This window comes from Enterococcus sp. BWR-S5, from assembly GCF_016745255.1.
Classification (GTDB): domain Bacteria; phylum Bacillota; class Bacilli; order Lactobacillales; family Enterococcaceae; genus Enterococcus_L.
In genome coordinates this window covers 1-18649 of record NZ_JADOEQ010000023.1, presented here as the reverse complement: position 1 = coordinate 18649, position 18649 = coordinate 1, and the positions used below count along the sequence as shown (strand labels likewise).

Annotated in this window: 19 protein-coding genes, 1 tRNA gene and 1 rRNA gene; 1 reads left to right on the top strand and 20 read right to left on the bottom strand. The window is 40.7% G+C overall.

From position 1 onward, the window contains the following. Positions 1-6: 6 nt before the first annotated feature. The 14 genes from IW510_RS19675 to fabT all read right to left on the bottom strand — a co-directional run bounded on the left by IW510_RS19675 (position 7) and on the right by fabT (position 13096). On the bottom strand, positions 7-696 hold the full coding sequence (locus tag IW510_RS19675; RefSeq protein WP_202062611.1) for an amino acid ABC transporter permease: 690 nt from the start codon (positions 694-696) through the stop codon (positions 7-9). Positions 697-711: 15 nt separating this feature from the next. Then, complete coding sequence (locus IW510_RS19670; protein ID WP_202062609.1) at positions 712-1548, bottom strand: transporter substrate-binding domain-containing protein; 837 nt, start codon at positions 1546-1548, stop codon at positions 712-714. A gap of 316 nt (positions 1549-1864) precedes the next feature. Then, positions 1865-2650, bottom strand: a complete 786-nt coding sequence (locus IW510_RS19665; RefSeq protein ID WP_202062669.1) for an acetyl-CoA carboxylase carboxyl transferase subunit alpha — start codon at positions 2648-2650, stop codon at positions 1865-1867. A gap of 2 nt (positions 2651-2652) precedes the next feature. After that, on the bottom strand, positions 2653-3516 hold the full coding sequence (gene accD / locus IW510_RS19660; RefSeq protein ID WP_202062607.1) for an acetyl-CoA carboxylase, carboxyltransferase subunit beta: 864 nt from the start codon (positions 3514-3516) through the stop codon (positions 2653-2655). Positions 3517-3992: 476 nt separating this feature from the next. Further along, positions 3993-5363, bottom strand: a complete 1371-nt coding sequence (locus IW510_RS19655) for an acetyl-CoA carboxylase biotin carboxylase subunit (RefSeq protein ID WP_202062605.1) — start codon at positions 5361-5363, stop codon at positions 3993-3995. A gap of 6 nt (positions 5364-5369) precedes the next feature. Continuing rightward, positions 5370-5789 carry a 3-hydroxyacyl-ACP dehydratase FabZ gene (fabZ, locus tag IW510_RS19650; protein ID WP_202062603.1) on the bottom strand — a complete coding sequence of 140 codons (420 nt, stop codon included), beginning with the start codon at positions 5787-5789 and terminating at the stop codon, positions 5370-5372. 3 nt (positions 5790-5792) lie between these two features. After that, positions 5793-6272 carry an acetyl-CoA carboxylase biotin carboxyl carrier protein gene (gene accB, locus IW510_RS19645; RefSeq protein WP_202062600.1) on the bottom strand — a complete coding sequence of 160 codons (480 nt, stop codon included), beginning with the start codon at positions 6270-6272 and terminating at the stop codon, positions 5793-5795. Between the two features lie 2 nt (positions 6273-6274). Beyond that, positions 6275-7513 carry a beta-ketoacyl-ACP synthase II gene (fabF, locus tag IW510_RS19640; protein WP_202062597.1) on the bottom strand — a complete coding sequence of 413 codons (1239 nt, stop codon included), beginning with the start codon at positions 7511-7513 and terminating at the stop codon, positions 6275-6277. A 26-nt stretch (positions 7514-7539) separates the two neighbouring features. Beyond that, positions 7540-8277 (bottom strand): 3-oxoacyl-[acyl-carrier-protein] reductase, encoded by a 738-nt coding sequence (gene fabG / locus IW510_RS19635; RefSeq protein ID WP_202062596.1) that lies wholly within the window; start codon positions 8275-8277, stop codon positions 7540-7542. Between the two features lie 3 nt (positions 8278-8280). Then, a complete protein-coding gene (gene fabD, locus IW510_RS19630) occupies positions 8281-9210 on the bottom strand; it encodes an ACP S-malonyltransferase (protein ID WP_202062594.1) in 930 nt (309 codons plus the stop codon). Positions 9211-10017: 807 nt separating this feature from the next. Further along, positions 10018-10974 (bottom strand): enoyl-[acyl-carrier-protein] reductase FabK, encoded by a 957-nt coding sequence (gene fabK / locus IW510_RS19625; RefSeq protein ID WP_202062592.1) that lies wholly within the window; start codon positions 10972-10974, stop codon positions 10018-10020. A gap of 407 nt (positions 10975-11381) precedes the next feature. After that, positions 11382-11609, bottom strand: coding sequence for an acyl carrier protein (locus tag IW510_RS19620; protein ID WP_202062590.1), 228 nt, complete (start codon positions 11607-11609; stop codon positions 11382-11384). 50 nt (positions 11610-11659) lie between these two features. Then, entirely contained in the window at positions 11660-12628 is a 969-nt protein-coding gene (locus tag IW510_RS19615) for a beta-ketoacyl-ACP synthase III (RefSeq protein WP_202062588.1), read from the bottom strand. A 27-nt stretch (positions 12629-12655) separates the two neighbouring features. Continuing rightward, the gene (gene fabT, locus IW510_RS19610; protein ID WP_202062667.1) at positions 12656-13096 is read right to left on the bottom strand and encodes a fatty acid biosynthesis transcriptional regulator FabT; all 441 of its coding nucleotides are present in this window, start codon (positions 13094-13096) and stop codon (positions 12656-12658) included. A 271-nt stretch (positions 13097-13367) separates the two neighbouring features. Between fabT and IW510_RS19605 the strand changes: the two genes are divergently transcribed. Further along, a complete protein-coding gene (locus tag IW510_RS19605) occupies positions 13368-14432 on the top strand; it encodes an NAD(P)H-dependent flavin oxidoreductase (RefSeq protein WP_202062586.1) in 1065 nt (354 codons plus the stop codon). Positions 14433-14553: 121 nt separating this feature from the next. Here the strand turns inward: IW510_RS19605 and IW510_RS19600 are convergent, their stop codons facing one another. The 6 genes from IW510_RS19600 to rrf all read right to left on the bottom strand — a co-directional run bounded on the left by IW510_RS19600 (position 14554) and on the right by rrf (position 18642). After that, positions 14554-14784 carry a YkuJ family protein gene (locus IW510_RS19600; RefSeq protein WP_202062584.1) on the bottom strand — a complete coding sequence of 77 codons (231 nt, stop codon included), beginning with the start codon at positions 14782-14784 and terminating at the stop codon, positions 14554-14556. A gap of 126 nt (positions 14785-14910) precedes the next feature. After that, the gene (locus tag IW510_RS19595) at positions 14911-15783 is read right to left on the bottom strand and encodes an NAD(P)-dependent oxidoreductase (RefSeq protein ID WP_202062581.1); all 873 of its coding nucleotides are present in this window, start codon (positions 15781-15783) and stop codon (positions 14911-14913) included. A gap of 75 nt (positions 15784-15858) precedes the next feature. Then, positions 15859-17088 carry a glycosyltransferase family 4 protein gene (locus IW510_RS19590; protein ID WP_202062579.1) on the bottom strand — a complete coding sequence of 410 codons (1230 nt, stop codon included), beginning with the start codon at positions 17086-17088 and terminating at the stop codon, positions 15859-15861. Positions 17089-17102: 14 nt separating this feature from the next. Next, positions 17103-18158: a glycosyltransferase family 4 protein gene (locus tag IW510_RS19585; RefSeq protein ID WP_202062577.1), complete on the bottom strand. Its 1056-nt coding sequence runs from the start codon at positions 18156-18158 to the stop codon at positions 17103-17105. Between the two features lie 289 nt (positions 18159-18447). Continuing rightward, a tRNA-Asn gene (locus tag IW510_RS19580) sits at positions 18448-18521 on the bottom strand. 5 nt (positions 18522-18526) lie between these two features. Beyond that, positions 18527-18642: ribosomal RNA gene (gene rrf / locus IW510_RS19575) — 5S ribosomal RNA — on the bottom strand. Positions 18643-18649: the final 7 nt, after the last annotated feature.

Here is an 18649-nt window from a genome sequence, read left to right as displayed (position 1 = left end):
TCTCTCCTATCGATGGTATCCTTTTCCTAATTTTTTCTCAAATGCTGCCAGTGCTCTGGATGTCAAGAATGTCATGACAAAATAGATAGCTGCAGCGATATAATAAGGCTCCAGCGGGATATAGGTGCTGGAAATCACTGTCTGTGCACTGCTTAGCAGCTCATTGATTCCGATAATCGACAGCAGAGAAGAATCCTTAATCAGGATAATGAATTCGTTACCCAACGCCGGCAAAATATTGCGTAATGCCTGCGGTAAAATAACATATCTCATCGCCTGTATTGGGCGCAGACCCAGTGAGTGTGCCGCTTCTGTCTGTCCATAATTGACTGCAGTGATTCCTGCCCGAACAATTTCAGCAACATAAGCTCCGGAATTTAAAGATAAGACAATCATACCGGGGACTAAACGTCCTACATCAATGGTCAAAATTCCTACAGGGACGTTGAAGGATGGAAAAAGATTCTGCAACAGACCAAATCCAATCAGCACTTGAATCAGCATCGGTGTACCACGAAATATCTCGATGTACACATTCGCAATCCAACGTAAAGGAGCTACCTTGGAAAGCTTTAGCAAGGCAATCAGCACACCTAGTAACGTGCCGAAAAATACCGTAACCAAGGAGATAATGACTGTTACACCAGCTCCGGAAATAAAATATTGACTATAGGTTCCTAAAAAAGAAAAATTCATGTGCTGACCTCCAACTTATTCTTCTGTATTCTTATCAGCCAAAGTCATTGCATCTTGTACATACTGATCAATTGAGCCATCATCAATCATCTCTTGTAAAATGCTGTCGATTTCTTTTTTCAAGTCATCTTGACCTTTTGGCAAGGCAATCGCAAACGCTTCATCTTCGCTAGATATTAACTCTATATCTGCAATCATCAAATCTGAATTCTGACTTAGATATGATTCTGCAATCGTTTCTTCAAGAACCAATGCATCAATTGATCCCTGATTTAATTCAACAATCAAATTAGGTACACGTGGAATCGATACCTTCTGCGAGTCCGGCAATTGAGCTTCTACAACTCCTTCTTGAATCGAGCCTTTTTGCGCCCCAACCTTTTTCCCATTCAATGATTCAATAGATGTAAAGGTATCTTTATTCTTTTTGTTAATCACAATTTTTTGCGGTGGATTATAGTAAGGGACAGAGAAATCAAACGATTTTTTCCGTTCGGCAGTCGCTGAAATACCTGATACAGCAATATCTACTTTATTTTGCTGAAGAGCAACCAATACTGCATCAAACTGCATATCCATGAACTCTACCTCTACACCCAATTTCTCAGCAATTGCTTTGACCATGTCAATATCAGAGCCGACAATCGTATCTTTTCCATCAACTAATGTTTTGAACTCAAATGGCGCAAAATCCGCTGATGTCCCGACAACCAGCTTGCCCTTTTCCTTGATTGCATCCAATGCGCTTTCTGATTTGGCGCTGCCGGAATCTTTGGTTTCATTGTTCCCTCCGCAAGCCGCTAAAACGACTAAGGATAATGCTGCGATGATTACTGTCTTCATTTTTTTCATATGACTAACCCCTTCTTTATAGCTGATATTCAGCAAGTTATCTTTTTACTCATCCCGACTTCTTTAGAATGTATCTGAAAACATTCAGATGCCCAATCGTTTTCAGACATCCCCTCGTAAAGAATAAAAGATTGCCTTTCTTAAGTGTTCTTATCATAACACAACGAAAATGAAAAATCATCCATTTTTATCTATTTTATGAAATTTTATGCACGATTAACGTCTAAATACATATTTATCTATTTTTTTATACAAAAAAAGAAGCCTTAACAAAATGCTCGGGCTTCTTCTTATGATAAGTGCAGGATATACACAATTAAAATTTTCTAAATCGCTGATAGCGATTTTCTATTAGCTGACTTTTGGATAACGCAGATAATTCTGTCAATTTACTAATCAACGCCTTTTGAATCATTCGATTAATTTTCGGCTGTTCCAGCGCTTCGCCATTTACCTCTTCCGGTATGATGCGATCAATAACTGTCAGCTCTTTCAGCTCTTTTGCTGTGATTTTCATCAGCTCTGCCGCTTCTTTCGCTCGACTGCCATCTTTCCACAAAATCGAAGCAAACCCTTCAGGAGATAAAATCGCATAAATGGTGTGCTCCAACATCCACACTTCATCTGCTACAGCAAGTGCCAATGCGCCGCCACTACCGCCTTCACCAATGATGATAGAAAGGATTGGTACCTTCAAATCAGACATCTCTATCAGATTTTTGGCAATCGCTTCTCCTTCACCACGTTCCTCCGCGCCAATTCCGCAATATGCGCCGGCAGTATTGATAAAAGTGATGACCGGACGATTGAATTTTTCAGCCTGTTTCATTAAGCGTAACGCTTTACGATAGCCTTCCGGATGGGGTGCTCCAAAATTACGATCAATATTCTCTGGAAGATTTCGCCCTTTTTGAATACCAACAACAGTAACTGGCTTGCTGGCCAAGGTAGCAATACCGCCAACAATTGCTAAATCATCACCAAAGTAACGATCCCCATGAAACTCAATAAAATCATCAAAAATAGCATCGATATACTCCAATGAAGTAAAGCGGTCCTGCGATCGGGCAAGCGTGACGATATCATTTGCTGTTTTTTCCATCACTACGACCATCCCTCCATTGTATGCATTTTAAGAATCGTTGCTAACGTGTCCTTTAGTTGGTTTCTAGGTACAATTTTATCTACAAAGCCATGGCTTAGTAAAAACTCTGCTTTCTGGAAATCCTCAGGCAGCTCTTGTCTGATTGTCTGTTCAATCACTCGTCTTCCTGCAAAGCCAATCAAGCTCTGCGGCTCCGCCAAAATAATGTCACCATCCATTGCAAAGCTGGCAGTCACACCACCAGTTGTTGGATCAGTTAAGACTGTAATATACAACAAACCAGCATTACTATGCCGTTTTAATGCAGCTGAAATTTTCGCCATCTGCATCAATGACATAATTCCTTCCTGCATACGTGCGCCACCGGAAGCTGTAAAGATAATCACCGGAAACTGTTCCTTCAAGGCACGTTCAAACAATCGAGTGATTTTTTCACCGACAACCGTTCCCATACTTCCCATGATGAAATTTGCATCCATCACACCAATAGCTACCGGCACACCGCCAATCACTGCCTGACCGGTCAATACTGCTTCGTGAAGAGCTGTTTTCTCCTGCATCGTCTTAATTTTCGCCGGATAATCTGGGAAATTCAATGGATCGTTCGTCTCAACGTCAGTATCCCATTCAGAAAAGCTTTTTTCATCAACTGTTAAGGACAGCCTTTCCCAAGCATTAATCCTAAAGCTGTAGCCGCAATAAGGACAAGTCTTTTCAGGTCCCATATCCTTTGTATAAAGGGTCTGCTTACAGCTCGGGCATTTTGCCCACATGTTATCTGGAACAGCAGGCTTTTTAGTATCAGAATGAGCATCACGATTCGGATTGATACGAATGTAGTTTTTCTTTTTGAATAAAGCCATGTCTAAACTCCTTTTTCTTTTTGAGGAAACAGGTCAGGTCACTGCTCTGTTTCTTCATTTTGGAGGTCCGTTATCCATTACTTCTAGAGGTTCCTGCACAAGAGTAATGGTACTCCTTTTTCTTTTTGAGGACATAGGTCAAGTAACTGACCTATTTCTTCTTTTTGGAGGTCCGTTATCCAATGCTTTTCCAAGTAGACGCATTTGCTTCGAGAATCGAAACAATATGAGACTCGTAGAAGCACTTTCTTAAAACCGAATTGATACATTGTCTAGGGAATCGCAGCTATGCTAGACTCGTAGAGACAATTTTCGTAGTGGTTCCTAAACAAGAGTAACGGTTCTCCTTTTTCTTTTCGAGGATATAGGTCAGATAACTGACCTATGTCTTCATTTTTGGGGTCCGATAGCCATTACTTCTAGTAGTTCCTGCACAAGAGTAATGGTCTTCCTCTTTCTTTTCAACTATCCATTATCTATTGCTCTGATTCCGGTTCCCATGTTGGTAAGAAGGTTTCTTGTAGGAAGCTTGTATCGTAATCTCCGGCAAGAACACTTTCATGAGTAATTAAATCTAACTGGAATTCGGCATTTGTCATCAGTCCATCAGTGACAATCTCGCTCAATGCTCGCTGCATTTTCATAAAGGCATCAAAACGGTTTTCTCCATGCACGATAACCTTCGCAATCATAGAATCATAGTATGGAGGGATTTTGTAGCCTGAATACATTGCGCTATCCACACGCAAGCCCATACCGCCACTTGGTAAAAGTAAATTTTCGATTGTTCCCGGTGCCGGAGCAAAATTGAATGCAGGATTCTCTGCATTGATTCGACACTCAATCGCATGACCAGAAAGTATGACATCCTCTTGTTGAATCGTCAATTCTTCCCCTGCAGCAATTTTAATTTGTGCCTTTACCAAATCAATGCCTGTAACCATCTCAGTAACAGGATGCTCGACCTGAATACGTGTATTCATTTCCATGAAATAAAACTCACCGGAAGCATCCATTAAAAATTCAATTGTTCCGGCATTTTGATAACCAACTGCTTTGGCTGCTCGGACAGCCGTTTCACCAAGAAGTACACGTTTTTCATCTGAAATGACAACGGAAGGAGATTCCTCCATTACTTTCTGATTATTTCTTTGCAACGAACAATCACGTTCCCCAAGGTGGATCACATGACCAAAATTGTCACCCAGTATCTGCACCTCAATGTGGCGTGCAGGATAAACAATTTTCTCGATATACATGTCTCCATTGTTGAAGGCGGCTTTCGCTTCTTGCTGGGCAGAGTCAAACTGAGCAGGTAGGTCGTCCTTACTCATGACCTTGCGAATTCCTTTACCTCCGCCTCCGGCCGCTGCTTTAAGCATGACCGGGTAACCAATTTTTTCAGCGACTGCCAATGCTTCATCAACAGTATCAAGAACCCCTTCACTCCCCGGGATTACAGGAACATCCGCTTCAATCATCAGTCTTCTTGCATTAATCTTGTTTCCCATTGCATCTATCGTCTCTGATTTTGGTCCAATAAACGTCAGGTTACATTCTTCACACATAGAAGCAAATTGACTGTTTTCTGATAAAAAACCAAACCCGGGATGAATCGCTTCTGCATTCGTTACAATCGCGGCACTTAACACGCGCTGTACATTCAAGTAAGATTCAGTCGCTTTCGCCGGTCCGATACAAATCGCTTCATCAGCCAGCTGTGTATGCATGGCATCTCGATCTGCTTCCGAATAAACCGCAACGGTTCGAATACCTAATTCTCTACACGCTCGAATAATACGTACGGCAATTTCACCACGGTTGGCAATTAAAATTTTTGAGAACATACGCATCTATCCAATCATAAAAGTAATTTCTGCTTCGGCAACTTTTTTACCGTTCACTTTTGCAATCCCTTTACCTGTTCCGGCAACTGATTTTACCTTTAGGATTTCCACTTCTAAAGTCAGTGTATCTCCCGGAACGACCTTTTGTCTGAAACGCACTTTATCCATTGCACCAAAATAGGCAGTTTTCCCTTTGAAATCCGGCATAGAAAGCAGCGCAACTGCCCCAGCCTGTGCTAATGCCTCAATAATCAAAACACCTGGCATCACTGGTTCTCCAGGAAAATGTCCTTGGAAAAACTGTTCGTTCATTGTTACGTTCTTTTTAGCAATAATTTTTTCTCCGGCTACCATTTCCTCTACTCTATCTAAGAGCAAAAACGGATAGCGATGCGGAATGATTTCCATGATTTCTTGAATATTCATAGATTATTCTCCTTTAGATACACGGAATATTGGTTGATTATATTCCACAATTGCTTCATTTTCAACTAATATTTCTGTGATTGTTCCATCGATAGTCGACGTGATTTCGTTCATCAGCTTCATGGCTTCAACAATACAAACCACTTCGCCCTTTTTCACTTTATCGCCGACAGATTTGAACATTGCTTTATCCGGTGCAGGCTGTAAATACACTACACCAACAAGTGGAGAGGTGATTTCTTCGCCCTCTGTTGCTGCCGGTAAAGGTACCTCCGCCGGTCGTGCTGAGATTTTTGGTTCTGCTTCTACAGCACTTGGCACAGCTTCGGATGCTTTCTCTACTTCAGGCTGTGCTTGAACTGTTCGTTGTGAAACATTGTTTTTATTCATATAAAGCTCAAAAGAGCCTTCTCTTAAATCAAACTCAGTTAAGCTTGATTGATCGAATTGTGCTAAAAGTTCTTTTACTTCTTTGATATCCATTATTACTGATCCTCCCAGCGTTTCAAGCAGATAACAGCGTTATGTCCGCCAAACCCTAATGAATTACTTAATGCATAATCAAAACTATGAGGCTGACTCGTATTTGCAACAACATTTACAGTCACTTCCTCGTCCTTATTTTGCAAGCCGATGGTTGGAGGAATAAATTGATGCTGTAAGGCATTCAGTGTAGCAATCCCTTCGATTCCTCCGGCAGCGCCCAATAGATGTCCTGTCATACTCTTAGTACTGCTGACACGAATATCTTTCGTCGCTTCACCCATTGCCAGCTCGATGGCTCTTGATTCCGCACTGTCATTTGTCGGTGTACTTGTACCATGGGCATTGATATAACCAACCTGTTCAGGTGTAATACCAGCTTCTTCCATCGCCAGCTTCATTGCCTTCGCTGCTCCGCTGCCGTCCGGCGTTGGAGAAGTCATATGGTACGCATCACAATTTGCACCATATCCGACAACTTCACCTAAAATCGTTGCTCCCCGCTGCTGCGCATGCTCTAAAGACTCAAGGACAAACACGCCTGCACCTTCGCCCATCACAAAACCATTTCGGTCTTTGTCAAAAGGAATAGACGCTCGGTCTTTGTCTGTCGCATGAGACAATGCTGTTAAGGAAGAAAAACCGGAAATGCCGATTTCAGTAATCGACGCCTCTGTTCCTCCTGCTACAATCACATCCGAATACCCATGTTTGATATTGCGGAAGGCCTCACCAATTGAATTTGTCGCACTGGCACAAGCCGTAACGATGGATGTACAGATACCCTTCGCACCAATTCGCAAAGCAATGTTTCCTGCTGCCATATTAGCGATAGCCATTGGAATAAATAATGGGCTTACCCGTTGTGGTCCTTTATCGTGCATTCGAATGACCTGATCCTGAATCGTTTGAAGCCCGCCGATTCCAGAACCCACCATGACACCAAAGCGATCGACATCAATCTGTTCCTTATCAATGCCACTCATCTTCACGGCTTCCAGCGCAGCATAGATGCCATAAAGTGAAAACAAATCCATTCGCTTACCATCTTTTTTCACAAAATATTTATCAAATGGAAATTCCTTAACCTCAGCTGCTAAAGCTACTCCTGTTTCTTCAGCATCAAACTTTGTGATTGGACCGATTCCATTCACGCCTTCTTTTAAACTTTCTAAAAAGGTTTGTGCATCATTTCCAATTGGAGACGTTACACCGTACCCTGTAATCACTACTCGATTCATTTGATTTTTCCTCCCAACCGGTTCGTTTATCCTTGCATGACCAATCCGCCATCAATATTCAGTACCTGACCTGTGATATATGGGCTTTCAGCTAAGAATACAGCTGCCTTAGCAACATCTTCCGTCTGACCATATTTTTTTAATGGGATTTGTTCATTCATTTTTTTCTTGATATCATCGGAAAGCACTGCAGTCATTTCTGTTTCAATAAAGCCTGGAGCAATTGCATTACAAGTAATTCCTCTTGCTGCAACCTCTCTGGCTACAGATTTTGTAAACCCGACTACACCAGCCTTACTTGCTGAATAGTTTGCTTGACCGACATTTCCCATCAAACCAACGACACTCGTCATATTGATAATACGCCCGCTTCGCTGCTTCATCATACGTTTTACTGTATGCTGTGTCATGTTAAACGTTCCAGTCAGATTAATATCGATACACTTCGAGAAATCCTCTCCGGACATTCTCAATAGCAATTTATCATTAGTGATACCCGCATTGTTGATTAGAATATCAATACTGCCAAGCTGTTCTACTGCTTTCTCAATCATCTCTCCAGCTGCTTCATAATCTGAAATATCTCCGGAAATTCCGACACAAGCAACACCGTTACTTTTTATTTCATCAATCAGTTCCTCTGAAATTTCGCCCCGACCATTTAAAATAATGTTCGCACCTTTTTGAGCAAAGGTCTGTGCGATAGCTTTTCCGATTCCTCGGCTGCTGCCGGTAACAAATACATTTTTCCCTTTTACGTCCATTCTCTATCCCTCGCTTAAAAGTGTTAAGGTCTCAGCTAACGTCGCACAATCTTCTACACGACCTGTTGAAATCTCTTTATCAATTTTTCGAATAAAACCAGTTAATGTTTTTCCCGGACCTACTTCGATGATTCTACCTACGCCTAGTTGCTTCATCGTTTCGATACTATCAGCAAAACGAACAGCTTTCATAACCTGCTGTGTCAGGAGCTCTCTGATATCTCCCGCCGGCATCACCTCGGCTGTTGTGTTACTGATAACTGGGATTTTCGGTTCTTGAAAATCTATTTTCTTCAACTCTTCCGCCAATTGCTCAGAAGCCGGCTTCAATAATGCTGTATGGAAAGGACCACTGACATTCAAAGGAATCATTCGCTTTACGCCCTGCTCCTTCAATAGAGCAACTGCTTGATCAACGGCTTCAGCCTCACCACCAATAACAATTTGCTGCGGTGTATTATAGTTTGCCGGGGATACGATGCCGAGTTCTGCTGCTTTCTCACAGCATTCTTCAATCAGCGAACGTTCTGCATTCATCACAGCAACCATTTTACCCGTTCCGGTTGGCGCAGCTTCGGTCATGAACTGCCCTCTTTTAGCAACCAAAGCGATTGCTTCTTTGAAAGAAAGAGCCTCACTTGCAACCAACGCACTGTATTCTCCAAGACTTAATCCAGCGGTGATATCAGGAGTAAAACCATGCTTCTGCAAAACTCGATTAAACGCCGTACTAACAGTCAAAATCGCCGGCTGTGTATACATGGTTTGATTCAGCTGTTCGTTTTCAGTGAAGCAAAGCTCTGCCATGTCATAGCCAAGCACCTCACTCGCCTCTGAAAATGTCTCTTTGACTACTTTCTCCTGTTCGTAAAGCTCTTTTCCCATACCGACATATTGAGCACCTTGCCCACTAAATACAAAAGCTGTTTTCATAGATTATCCGGTCTCCTTTGGTTTGTTGTAGATACACACCAAGTAACTGATGTGTATCTTCATTTTGGTGGTCCGATGTCCATTACTTCTAGATGGTCCTATAAAAGAGTAATGGCTCTCCTTTAAATTATTGATGATTCACGTCAGGTAACTGACGTGAACCTTCATTCTGATGGTCCGATAGCTATTGCCCTAGATGGTCCTGCAAAAGGGCAATAGTTCTCCTTCATTCATTTGAGGAAACCAGCCAGGTAACTGTCTAGTTTCTTCTTTTTACTGGTCCGATGTCCATTACTTCTAAATGGTCCTATAAAAGAGTAATGGCTCTCCTTTTAATTGTTGATGATTCTCATCAGGTAACTGACGAGAACCTTCATTCTGATGGTCCGATAGCTGTTGCCCTAGATGGTCCTACGAAAGGGCAATAGTTCTCCTTTGGTTTGTTGAAGATACACATCAGGTAACTGACGTGTATCTTCATTCTGGTGGTCCGATAGCTATTGCCCTAGACGGTCCTACGAAAGGGCAATAGTTCTCCTTTGGTTTGTTGTAGATACACATCAGGTAACTGACGTGTATCTTCATTCTGGTGGTCCGATAGCTATTGCCCTAGATGGTCCTGCAAAGGGCAATAGTTCTCCTTCATTCATTTGAGGAAACTAGCCAGGTAACTGTCTAGTTTCTTCTTTTTGGCGGTCCGATGACCAAGCAACTCAAACTTATCGCATTGTTACTTGCGGTTACTCGGGACATTTAATTTATCTGTATCTTTATTTTCCTTGCATGATTTTTCTATTATGCGACATTCTAGCCAAAGCGTTTCATTTCTAGTTCAATGACTTCTTTCGTTTCTTTCATGAACGATTCAATGATTTCTTTTGCGGTTTCTTCTTTTTTAATCATACCGGCAATTTGTCCTGCCATGACTGAGCCGTGGTCCATATCACCTTCAACTACAGCCTTTCGTAGTGCACCATGTCCTAGCTCATCAAACTTCTGCGTATCAGGAATTTCATTTTTTAGTTCCTGTTTTTCCAGCTGATCGTACTCACGCGTCAATTTATTTTTTATTGCCCGAACTGGGTGACCAAAATGTTGACAAGTCACTACTGTGTCGATGTCTCTAGCTTTGATAATTTTCTGCTTATAATTCTCATGCACCGTACATTCCGTTGCAATAAGAAAACGGGTGCCGACCTGAACGCCTTCTGCACCAAGCATTAGTGCAGCCGCCATGCCTCGACCGTCGCCTACCCCACCAGCTGCGATTACAGGAATCGATAACGCATCTACAATTTGAGGAACAAGACTCATTGTTGTTAATTTGCCAATATGCCCGCCGGCCTCCATGCCTTCCACGATAACAGCATCCGCGCCAATTTTTTCCATTCGAGTACCCAGAGCAACAGAAGGTACTACTGGAATTACTTTGATTCCAAGTGCTTTAAAACGCTCCATATGCTTGCTTGGATTCCCGGCTCCTGTAGTAACCACAGGAACGCCTTCTTCACAAACCAAATCTACAATGTCATCTGCAAATGGAGACAGCAGCATAATATTTACAGCAAATGGTTTGTCTGTCATTGTTTTGATTTTTCGTATCTCGGCTTGAACGACTTCCTTTGGTGCATTTCCACCAGCGATAATCCCTAAGCCTCCTGCCTCTGAAACAGCTCCAGCTAATGCTGCATCAGCGATCCACGCCATTCCACCTTGCAGAATAGGGTATTCTATATTTAATAGTTCACATATTTTTGATTGCATAAATTGATACATCCTTTATCCTAAAAAAATAATTGCTTTAAGTTGAGTAAAAAATTGAATATGTATAGTTTCACATGATTGCCGATAATCGGCAGAAATAAATATCGGGACAAGAGTCCACCCTATCAAGCCATAAAGAAATGCACAAAATCGTTCACGTTGAACTTCAATGCAAGCTTCGGGATGTCCAAAGCTTGCATTGCTGTTCCTGCCGGACACTCCGGCTGTTAGTCGTTTTCTAAAAAACTAAACAGATGACTAACAACCAGTATAAGCCGAACACGGTGAACATCGCTTCCTTATTGTCTTGAAGCTGAACACTCCTGTCCCAACCTCTTTCAAACGGTGAACCAGAAATCTATCCTGACTCAACCATTAGATCAGCCTTACGTTTTATCTAACAACGATTAGCTGTTTTTTTGTTTTTCTACATATGTTACTAAATCTTGAACAGTTACGATGCCTTCTTCTGACTCAATTTTCACGTCAAATGCATCTTCGATTTCATTGATAATTTGGAATAAGTCCAAGCTGTCAGCATCCAATTCTTCTTGGATGTTTGTTTCCAATTTTACTTCTTCAGGCTCTTTTCCTAACTCTTCTACGATAATTCCTTGAATTTTTTCAAAAATCATGTGTATATTCCTCCAAAATTTTACTTTTTAAATTTATATGTGAACAGATTCTACAGTGTCAGGAGCATCGAGCCCCAAGTTAAGCCACCGCCAAAGCCTGTTAACATCACTTTTTGTTGTGTACCTAATACCAATGTTCCCGCCTCGACCGCTTCATCCAATAAAATAGGGATGCTTGCTGCCGACGTGTTTCCATATTTATCCATGCTGGTCAAGAATTTTTCTCTAGGCAGCTTCAGCTTACGAGCCATCTTATCAATCATTCGTATATTCGCCTGGTGCAGTAGAAAATAATCTACCTCCACCTCATTCTTGTCCAACACATCCCGAATACTTTTTGCAACATCACTCATTGCAAAATCAAAAATTGCCCGACCATTCATTTCCAACCAGCTGCTTTGTTCATCCTTCTTTTCATAAAATGGACTAGTGTTTGGGACAAATCCCGAAGTCAGTGACTCTCCCCGACTACCATCTGAATGAAGGCTTTCTGCCAAAATATGCTGTGTCTCTGCTGCTTCCAATATGACACCGGCAGCACCATCGCCAAAAAGCACCGCGGTACTTCGATCATCCCAGTCAAGCACTTTAGATAACGTCTCTCCACCAAGAATGATTCCTCTGTTATACCCGCTTCGAATCAGCTTTTCACCAATGCTAAGGGCATAAACAAAGCCGGAACAGGCAGCGCTAATATCAAAAGCAAAAGCATTCATTGCCTTGATGCCTGCTTGAACCTGACAGGCAACTGATGGCATTTGATAATCCGGTGTAATTGTTGCAACGATAATAAAGTCAATTGTCTCAGGAGACAGCTTTGATTTATCCAACAGCTTCAATGCCGCCTTCGTGCATAAGTCAGACGTATTTTCACTTGTTACAACGTGGCGAGAATGAATACCTGTTCTGCTGCTGATCCATTCATCAGAAGTATCCATGAATTGACTAAGTGCGTCATTCGTTACCTGCTTTGTCGGAATGTATTTTCCTGTACAAGTTATCTTTCCATATCGATTCATCTGTTCCTCCTGCATGCTCTCCCGTTTTTACTTATATTCCTGTAAGAAATCATGGAGGTTCTTCAATGCTTTCAGCAGAGCTTTTTCTTCTTCCGGTTCCATACCATTCAAAATGTTTTTGACCATCTCGCGGTGAAAATGCTGGTGAACACGATAAAGCAGCTTTCCTTTTTTAGTCAGCCCCAGCTTTACAACGCGACGATCATCTTCACTTCGAATGCGTTCCACATACCCCTTTTTTACAAGGTTATTGATTGCTACGGTCAAAGTCCCTACAGTAATAGCCAGCTCTTTGGCTACTTCTGAAGACGTTTTTCTTTTATACATGCCGATAGCCTCAATCGTATGCATTTCCGTGATTGATAAGTCTTTAAATTTTGATTTTTTCAATTCTGACTCTTCGATTGTCAATATATCGTTAAATACACTGACAAGATAATCATTTACTGTTTCCAAATCTGGTTCCATCATGTACACCATCCGTAATTACTTTGATAATCAAATCGTTTGACAATCAAACTATATATCATTCATTTCATAATTGCAAGGAATTTTCTGTTTTTTATTCTTTTCTTTAATAAAATTCAATCAAATCAACTGATTTTACTCATTAAAAACAATGGCTTTGATTCATCCTTTAAAGAAAAGGTTTGACAATTCTATCAGAACTGTCTATAGTAAATTTAGTTTGACATTCAAACTTTTTATTTTAAAATATGTGAACACAAGGAGCATAGACATGACTTTAAAACCATTGGTGATAGACAAACTTGTCGCAAAGATCCCTATTATACAGGGCGGGATGGGTATTGGTGTGAGTCTGGCAAACTTAGCAGGAGCCGTTGCCAGAGAAGGAGGCATCGGTATTCTTTCAACCGCACAAATTGGATACCAAGAAGAAATGTTTGAAAAATCTCCACTGAGAGCGAATATGGATGCAATAAAAAAACAGTTTGATAAAGCGAAAGAAATCGCAAAAGGCGGGATTGTCGGCTTTAATATCATGGCGGCGACATTTCAATATGAGCGCTATGTAAAACGCTGTGTAGAAGTCGGAGCTGACGTAATCATTTGTGGTGCTGGCTTGCCTGTCAATCTACCGGAGCTGGTTGAAGGAAGCAAGACAAAAATTGCCCCAATTGTCTCTTCTAACAAAGCAGCCAAGGTGCTTCTAGGTCTGTGGAAAAAGCGTTATAATAAAACCGCAGATTTTGTGGTTGTGGAAGGACCGAAAGCCGGTGGTCACCTAGGCTTCAAAGCTGATTCAATGGATGAGAGCATTGAAAAAATGGATGACGAGCTAAAAGAGATTATTGCAACAGTCAATGCATTTGGCAAAGAGTTCAATCAGACGATTCCGGTTATTTTTGCCGGAGGCGTGTATGATCGCGCCGATATCGATCATTACCTCAATTTAGGCTGTTCCGGTGTACAAATGGCTACACGCTTTGTTGTCACCGAAGAATGTGATGCACCTGACTCTTATAAACAATCATACATCGAAGCGAAAGAAGAAGACATCGCAGTAATTAAAAGTCCTGTTGGAATGCCCGGACGTGCAATCAAAAATCAATTTACAGAAAGAATTAAGCACGAAACGATTCCAATTGAGAAATGCCGAAACTGTCTTTCTTATAAACACTGCGACCGTAAAACGATTCCTTACTGCATTTCAGAAACCTTGTTGAATGCCGTGAGGAAAGACCCAAACCATGCGTTGGTGTTTGCAGGCTCCAATGCTTATCGAATCCATGAAAAAACAACGGTGCATAAACTGTTTGAAGAGCTAACGCAAGCAAATTAAAAAAAGACAGCCGAGACATACGTCTCGGTTGTCTTTTTCTACTCTAAACCCGGATAATGGATGAAGCAGCTCTTCTGCCTCTCCTCTTTAAGTCGTGAGCAATGCAAGTATCAATCCTGTATTACTGGATCAAGTCATAGATCTCCATTGCTACAATATCGATATTATCAAATTGATAGCTTTGTTGACTATCTGCTTCTGTCAATTCAAAAGTATCAGTCGTTTTATCATAACTTACCAGGCATTTCTCGACGCCTTCACGTTCAAAACGACGAACTTGTAGTTCATTATCGTTTGCTTCTGTCATTGCTTCAAGTCTTTTGATGATCGCTACTAACTGTGATTGCTTCATAACTTGACCTCCCTTGGCGAACTAAGTTTCATTCCTGTACCATTGTAACAAAACATTACCTATCTTGCATGATTTTTCGTAAATTTTTTTCACTTTTTTGCCGTTCCTTAATAAAAATTTAGCAGCTCATCCTTCCGCTCCCCACCAAAGCTTTATCAGTGCTTGTGTTCCGTCATTCTCAAATCCTTTTTCAGCCAATTGGCTATATAGTTCTTCCGCCATTTTAGTAGCAGGAAGAGTAATTTCCATCGCTCTTGCTTCATCCAAAGCAATTCTCAAATCTTTGATAAAATGCTTAACGAAAAAGCCGGGAGAATAGTCCGCTTTTAAGATTCTTGGTCCATAGTTATTCATCGACCAATTTGACGCACTACCGCCGCCTAAGGTTTCAATAACTTTTTCCAAATCCAAGCCAGCCTTCTCTGCATAAACCAGCATTTCAGTCATTCCAGTCATCGTACCCGCAATCATGATTTGATTGGCCATCTTCGTATGCTGCCCTTTGCCGGCAGTACCATGTAAATTGAACGTCTTGCCAAATGTCTCAAAGACCGGCACCAGAGTTTTATAAGCTTCTTCATTGCCTCCAACCATAATCGTCAATGTGCCATTTTTTGCACCAAGATCACCGCCGGAAACAGGAGCATCTAATGCAGCAGCGCCACATGTCTCAGCTTCCTTAGCAATTCTGATAGCTAAGGATGGCGTACTCGTCGTTAAATCCACAAGAATTTTTCCTGATACGTCTGTCTTAAATATTCCTTGCTCACCAAAATAAACCTTTTCTACATCCTGAGGAAAGCCGACCATTGTGAAAATAATTTCACTTGCCTTTGCGATTTCCTCGGGTGTATCCTTCCAAACTGCTCCGTTACGAACCAGTTCATCTGTCTTACTTTTTGTTCGATTATAGACATTGACACTCAAACCATGCTTCATCATGTTTGTCACAATCGAATGACCCATTACACCAATTCCAATAAAACCAATTGTTCTCATAGCTGCATCCCTTTCACGCCAAAATAAAAAAACCTTTGTTTATAGTATAAACTACAAACAAAAGTTTTTACATTTTTATTGTTTTCTCAAAGAAATAAATTTGACTTTTATTTTTTCTATCGAAACAAAGCTCTCCTTCTCAGAAAGAATTGCCTCCTGATAGTAGCTAATTGTATCTGTATAAAAATCAATCATTCGCTCACCAAAATAGGTAGATGAAATTTCATAGAGCTTCTTGCTGATTACATGCTGATCACAGGAATTTTTTTCATGAACATAATTAATAAATGCTTGGGCAAAATCTTCATCCTTTTCAAATGTAATTCCCAATGAGCGATGATCCAATAAATCATTCAAATAATCATTTCCTTCAACGACACACGGAACACCTGCCGCAATCGCTTCTGTATACGTCAAGCCCTGTGTTTCAGAAGTAGACGCACTCACAAAATAATTCGCTGCTTTGTAATAGATTGCTACTTCATCGTTCGGAACTTCTCCTGTAAAGATTACCTGTTCCTTAATACCAAGCTCTACAGCAAGCTTCTTCAAGTCTTCCGCATAAGGTCCATTCCCAACAATCAATAGACGAGCCTTGGGAAACTCTTCAAGTATCTCTGTCATCCCATTTAGAATTGTTTGGATATTCTTTTCATAAGAAATTCGACTCAATGAAAGTAAGGTCAAATTATCATCTGTCAAACCTAATTCTTTGCGCAACGATTTGACCATCTCTTCAGTAATATCCGGTCGATCAAATTTATCAATATCAATCCCTGTAGGTATTACTCGCATAGGAATTTTTATTCCATACTCTTGAAGCTTGTTGATAACCCTTTTACTAGGGCAGACTACTCCGGTTGTATGGTTCGTAAATGCCTTGGAAAAATACTTCACGTGTGTCGGACGCAGCACCTTCCCTTTGGCAATATAATGAAGATACTCCTCATACATTGTATGATACGTATGAATAACAGGTATCTTCAACTTCTTTGCTACCATTTTCCCCAACATCCCGGCACCAAATTCTGTGTGGGTATGAATCAAGTCTAAATCCAATTCCTTCGCAATCAAATACGCATACCACATTCCACGAACAACAATTCTGCGCTCCTTGAATGATACCAATGGTACACTTGGCATTCGGATGACATCCTCTTCAAATGTAGAAGCATTAGGGTCTGTTGTCGTAAAGATATAGACCTCATGACCATTATGTTCCAATTCTTCCTTCAATGTCTGTATAGATGTTGCAACCCCACTAATTTGGGGAAAATAGGTATCTGTGAAAAATCCAACTTTCACTGTTTTTCCCTCCGTTAAAATCCATTACTGTGATGAATCACCGTTTCATTTTCATTTTTACTCTCAATCTTAAGTACCTTTTCGTATATCTTTTTCAACTCATCGCCAATTCGTTCAATGCTCTTTTCTTCAGCGGTTTGAAACCCTGCTTCTTCAGTTGATGGCAACTCGTCATTTAGAATTTTTTGAATCAATTGTTCAAACTCTTCCTGTGAGTTCCCCATATAGCAATTAACATTTTCTTCCAGCCAACCATTATAAACCGGAATATCTCTAACTAGAATCTGCTGCCGACTTGCCAGAGCTTCTAAGATGACAATGCCCTCTGTTTCCTCATGAGAAGGAAAGAAGAACAAATCAGCACCTGAATAGGCTCCTTCTATGATATCACCTTTAATGTATCCTGGAAACTCTACATTCGCAGGATGCTCCTCTTTTACAATATCCCTGATATTCTTTGGAATGGAATACATCGGTGTATGACCAAACCAAATGAAACGATATTGCGGCAATTTCTCAGCAATCTTTACAAAGTCTGTAATTCCTTTTCGTTCAAAAAATAGTCCAACACAGATAATTACTTTTTCGTCTGGCTTAATATTAAAATATTGTTTAAAGGCCTGTTCCTTCTCAACGGAAGGTTCAAACCGACTCAGATCAATTCCATTAGAAATTGCAGAGATTGGAACAGTTATCCCATATCCTTCCAACAGCTCTTTTGAATACTGTGTGGGTGTAATAATATGATCCGCCTTCTTATAAAGACTGACTAAGTATTTTTTTACTAAAGGAGAGATAGTATTAGAACCAATAAATGAATTTCTAAAATCTTCTTCAGTAGAATGCGCATGATAGATTACTTTCTTACCTAATTTTCGCGCTTTACTTACCATTCCATGACTATGTATTCCATAAGTATTGATATGCAAAATATCATAATCCGTACACTCCGGATCTAATGTATACTCGATCCCTGCTTTAGAGAGTGCACGTTTTTGGTGATCCAATGCTCTACCTATACCGGATTTCGCTAATATTTTCTCACCTTCAAAATATAACAATATTTTCAACGTATTTCCCTCCCAAAACTGGCTATCACAATAAAATTATTATATCATAAGTCAGAATGAGTTGATTCAAACTTAAGTCCTAATTTCCTTTCCTACTAAAGCACAATTTAAGAAAGACTGATACATAGGCATTTCTTTTAAAATATAAGCACTAGTATGACAAAACTGTTAGATAAGAGCTTATTATTTTTTTAATAATTTATTTCAAAATGTTTCATACAATTATGATTCTAACATACTTCTTACAAATAACACAAAAAAAGCGAAAACCAACTGGTTTTCGCTTAAACTCCGGCAGTAGGACTCGAACCTACGACATCATGATTAACAGTCATGCGCTACTACCAACTGAGCTATGCCGGAATTTTGCGCGGCGGCGTCCTACTCTCACAAGGGGAAACCCCTCACTACAATCGGCGCTAAGAAGCTTAACTTCTGTGTTCGGCATGGGAACAGGTGTATCCTTCTCGCTATCGCCACCACACTGGTGT

Bases quoted from the DNA above. Each gene is read 5' to 3' on its own strand.
- fabZ (WP_202062603.1), bottom strand. From the start codon at position 5,789: ATGAATATTCAAGAAATCATGGAAATCATTCCGCATCGCTATCCGTTT.
- fabT (WP_202062667.1), bottom strand. From the start codon at position 13,096: ATGGAACCAGATTTGGAAACAGTAAATGATTATCTTGTCAGTGTATTT.
- fabG (WP_202062596.1), bottom strand. From the start codon at position 8,277: ATGGACGTAAAAGGGAAAAATGTATTTGTTACCGGCAGCAGCCGAGGA.
- IW510_RS19600 (WP_202062584.1), bottom strand. From the start codon at position 14,784: ATGAAGCAATCACAGTTAGTAGCGATCATCAAAAGACTTGAAGCAATG.
- fabK (WP_202062592.1), bottom strand. From the start codon at position 10,974: ATGCAATCAAAAATATGTGAACTATTAAATATAGAATACCCTATTCTG.
- accD (WP_202062607.1), bottom strand. From the start codon at position 3,516: ATGGCTTTATTCAAAAAGAAAAACTACATTCGTATCAATCCGAATCGT.
- IW510_RS19665 (WP_202062669.1), bottom strand. From the start codon at position 2,650: ATGGAAAAAACAGCAAATGATATCGTCACGCTTGCCCGATCGCAGGAC.
- IW510_RS19670 (WP_202062609.1), bottom strand. From the start codon at position 1,548: ATGAAAAAAATGAAGACAGTAATCATCGCAGCATTATCCTTAGTCGTT.
- IW510_RS19605 (WP_202062586.1), top strand. From the start codon at position 13,368: ATGACTTTAAAACCATTGGTGATAGACAAACTTGTCGCAAAGATCCCT.
- fabF (WP_202062597.1), bottom strand. From the start codon at position 7,513: ATGAATCGAGTAGTGATTACAGGGTACGGTGTAACGTCTCCAATTGGA.
- fabD (WP_202062594.1), bottom strand. From the start codon at position 9,210: ATGAAAACAGCTTTTGTATTTAGTGGGCAAGGTGCTCAATATGTCGGT.
- IW510_RS19595 (WP_202062581.1), bottom strand. From the start codon at position 15,783: ATGAGAACAATTGGTTTTATTGGAATTGGTGTAATGGGTCATTCGATT.
- IW510_RS19620 (WP_202062590.1), bottom strand. From the start codon at position 11,609: ATGATTTTTGAAAAAATTCAAGGAATTATCGTAGAAGAGTTAGGAAAA.
- IW510_RS19655 (WP_202062605.1), bottom strand. From the start codon at position 5,363: ATGTTCTCAAAAATTTTAATTGCCAACCGTGGTGAAATTGCCGTACGT.
- IW510_RS19675 (WP_202062611.1), bottom strand. From the start codon at position 696: ATGAATTTTTCTTTTTTAGGAACCTATAGTCAATATTTTATTTCCGGA.
- accB (WP_202062600.1), bottom strand. From the start codon at position 6,272: ATGGATATCAAAGAAGTAAAAGAACTTTTAGCACAATTCGATCAATCA.
- IW510_RS19615 (WP_202062588.1), bottom strand. From the start codon at position 12,628: ATGAATCGATATGGAAAGATAACTTGTACAGGAAAATACATTCCGACA.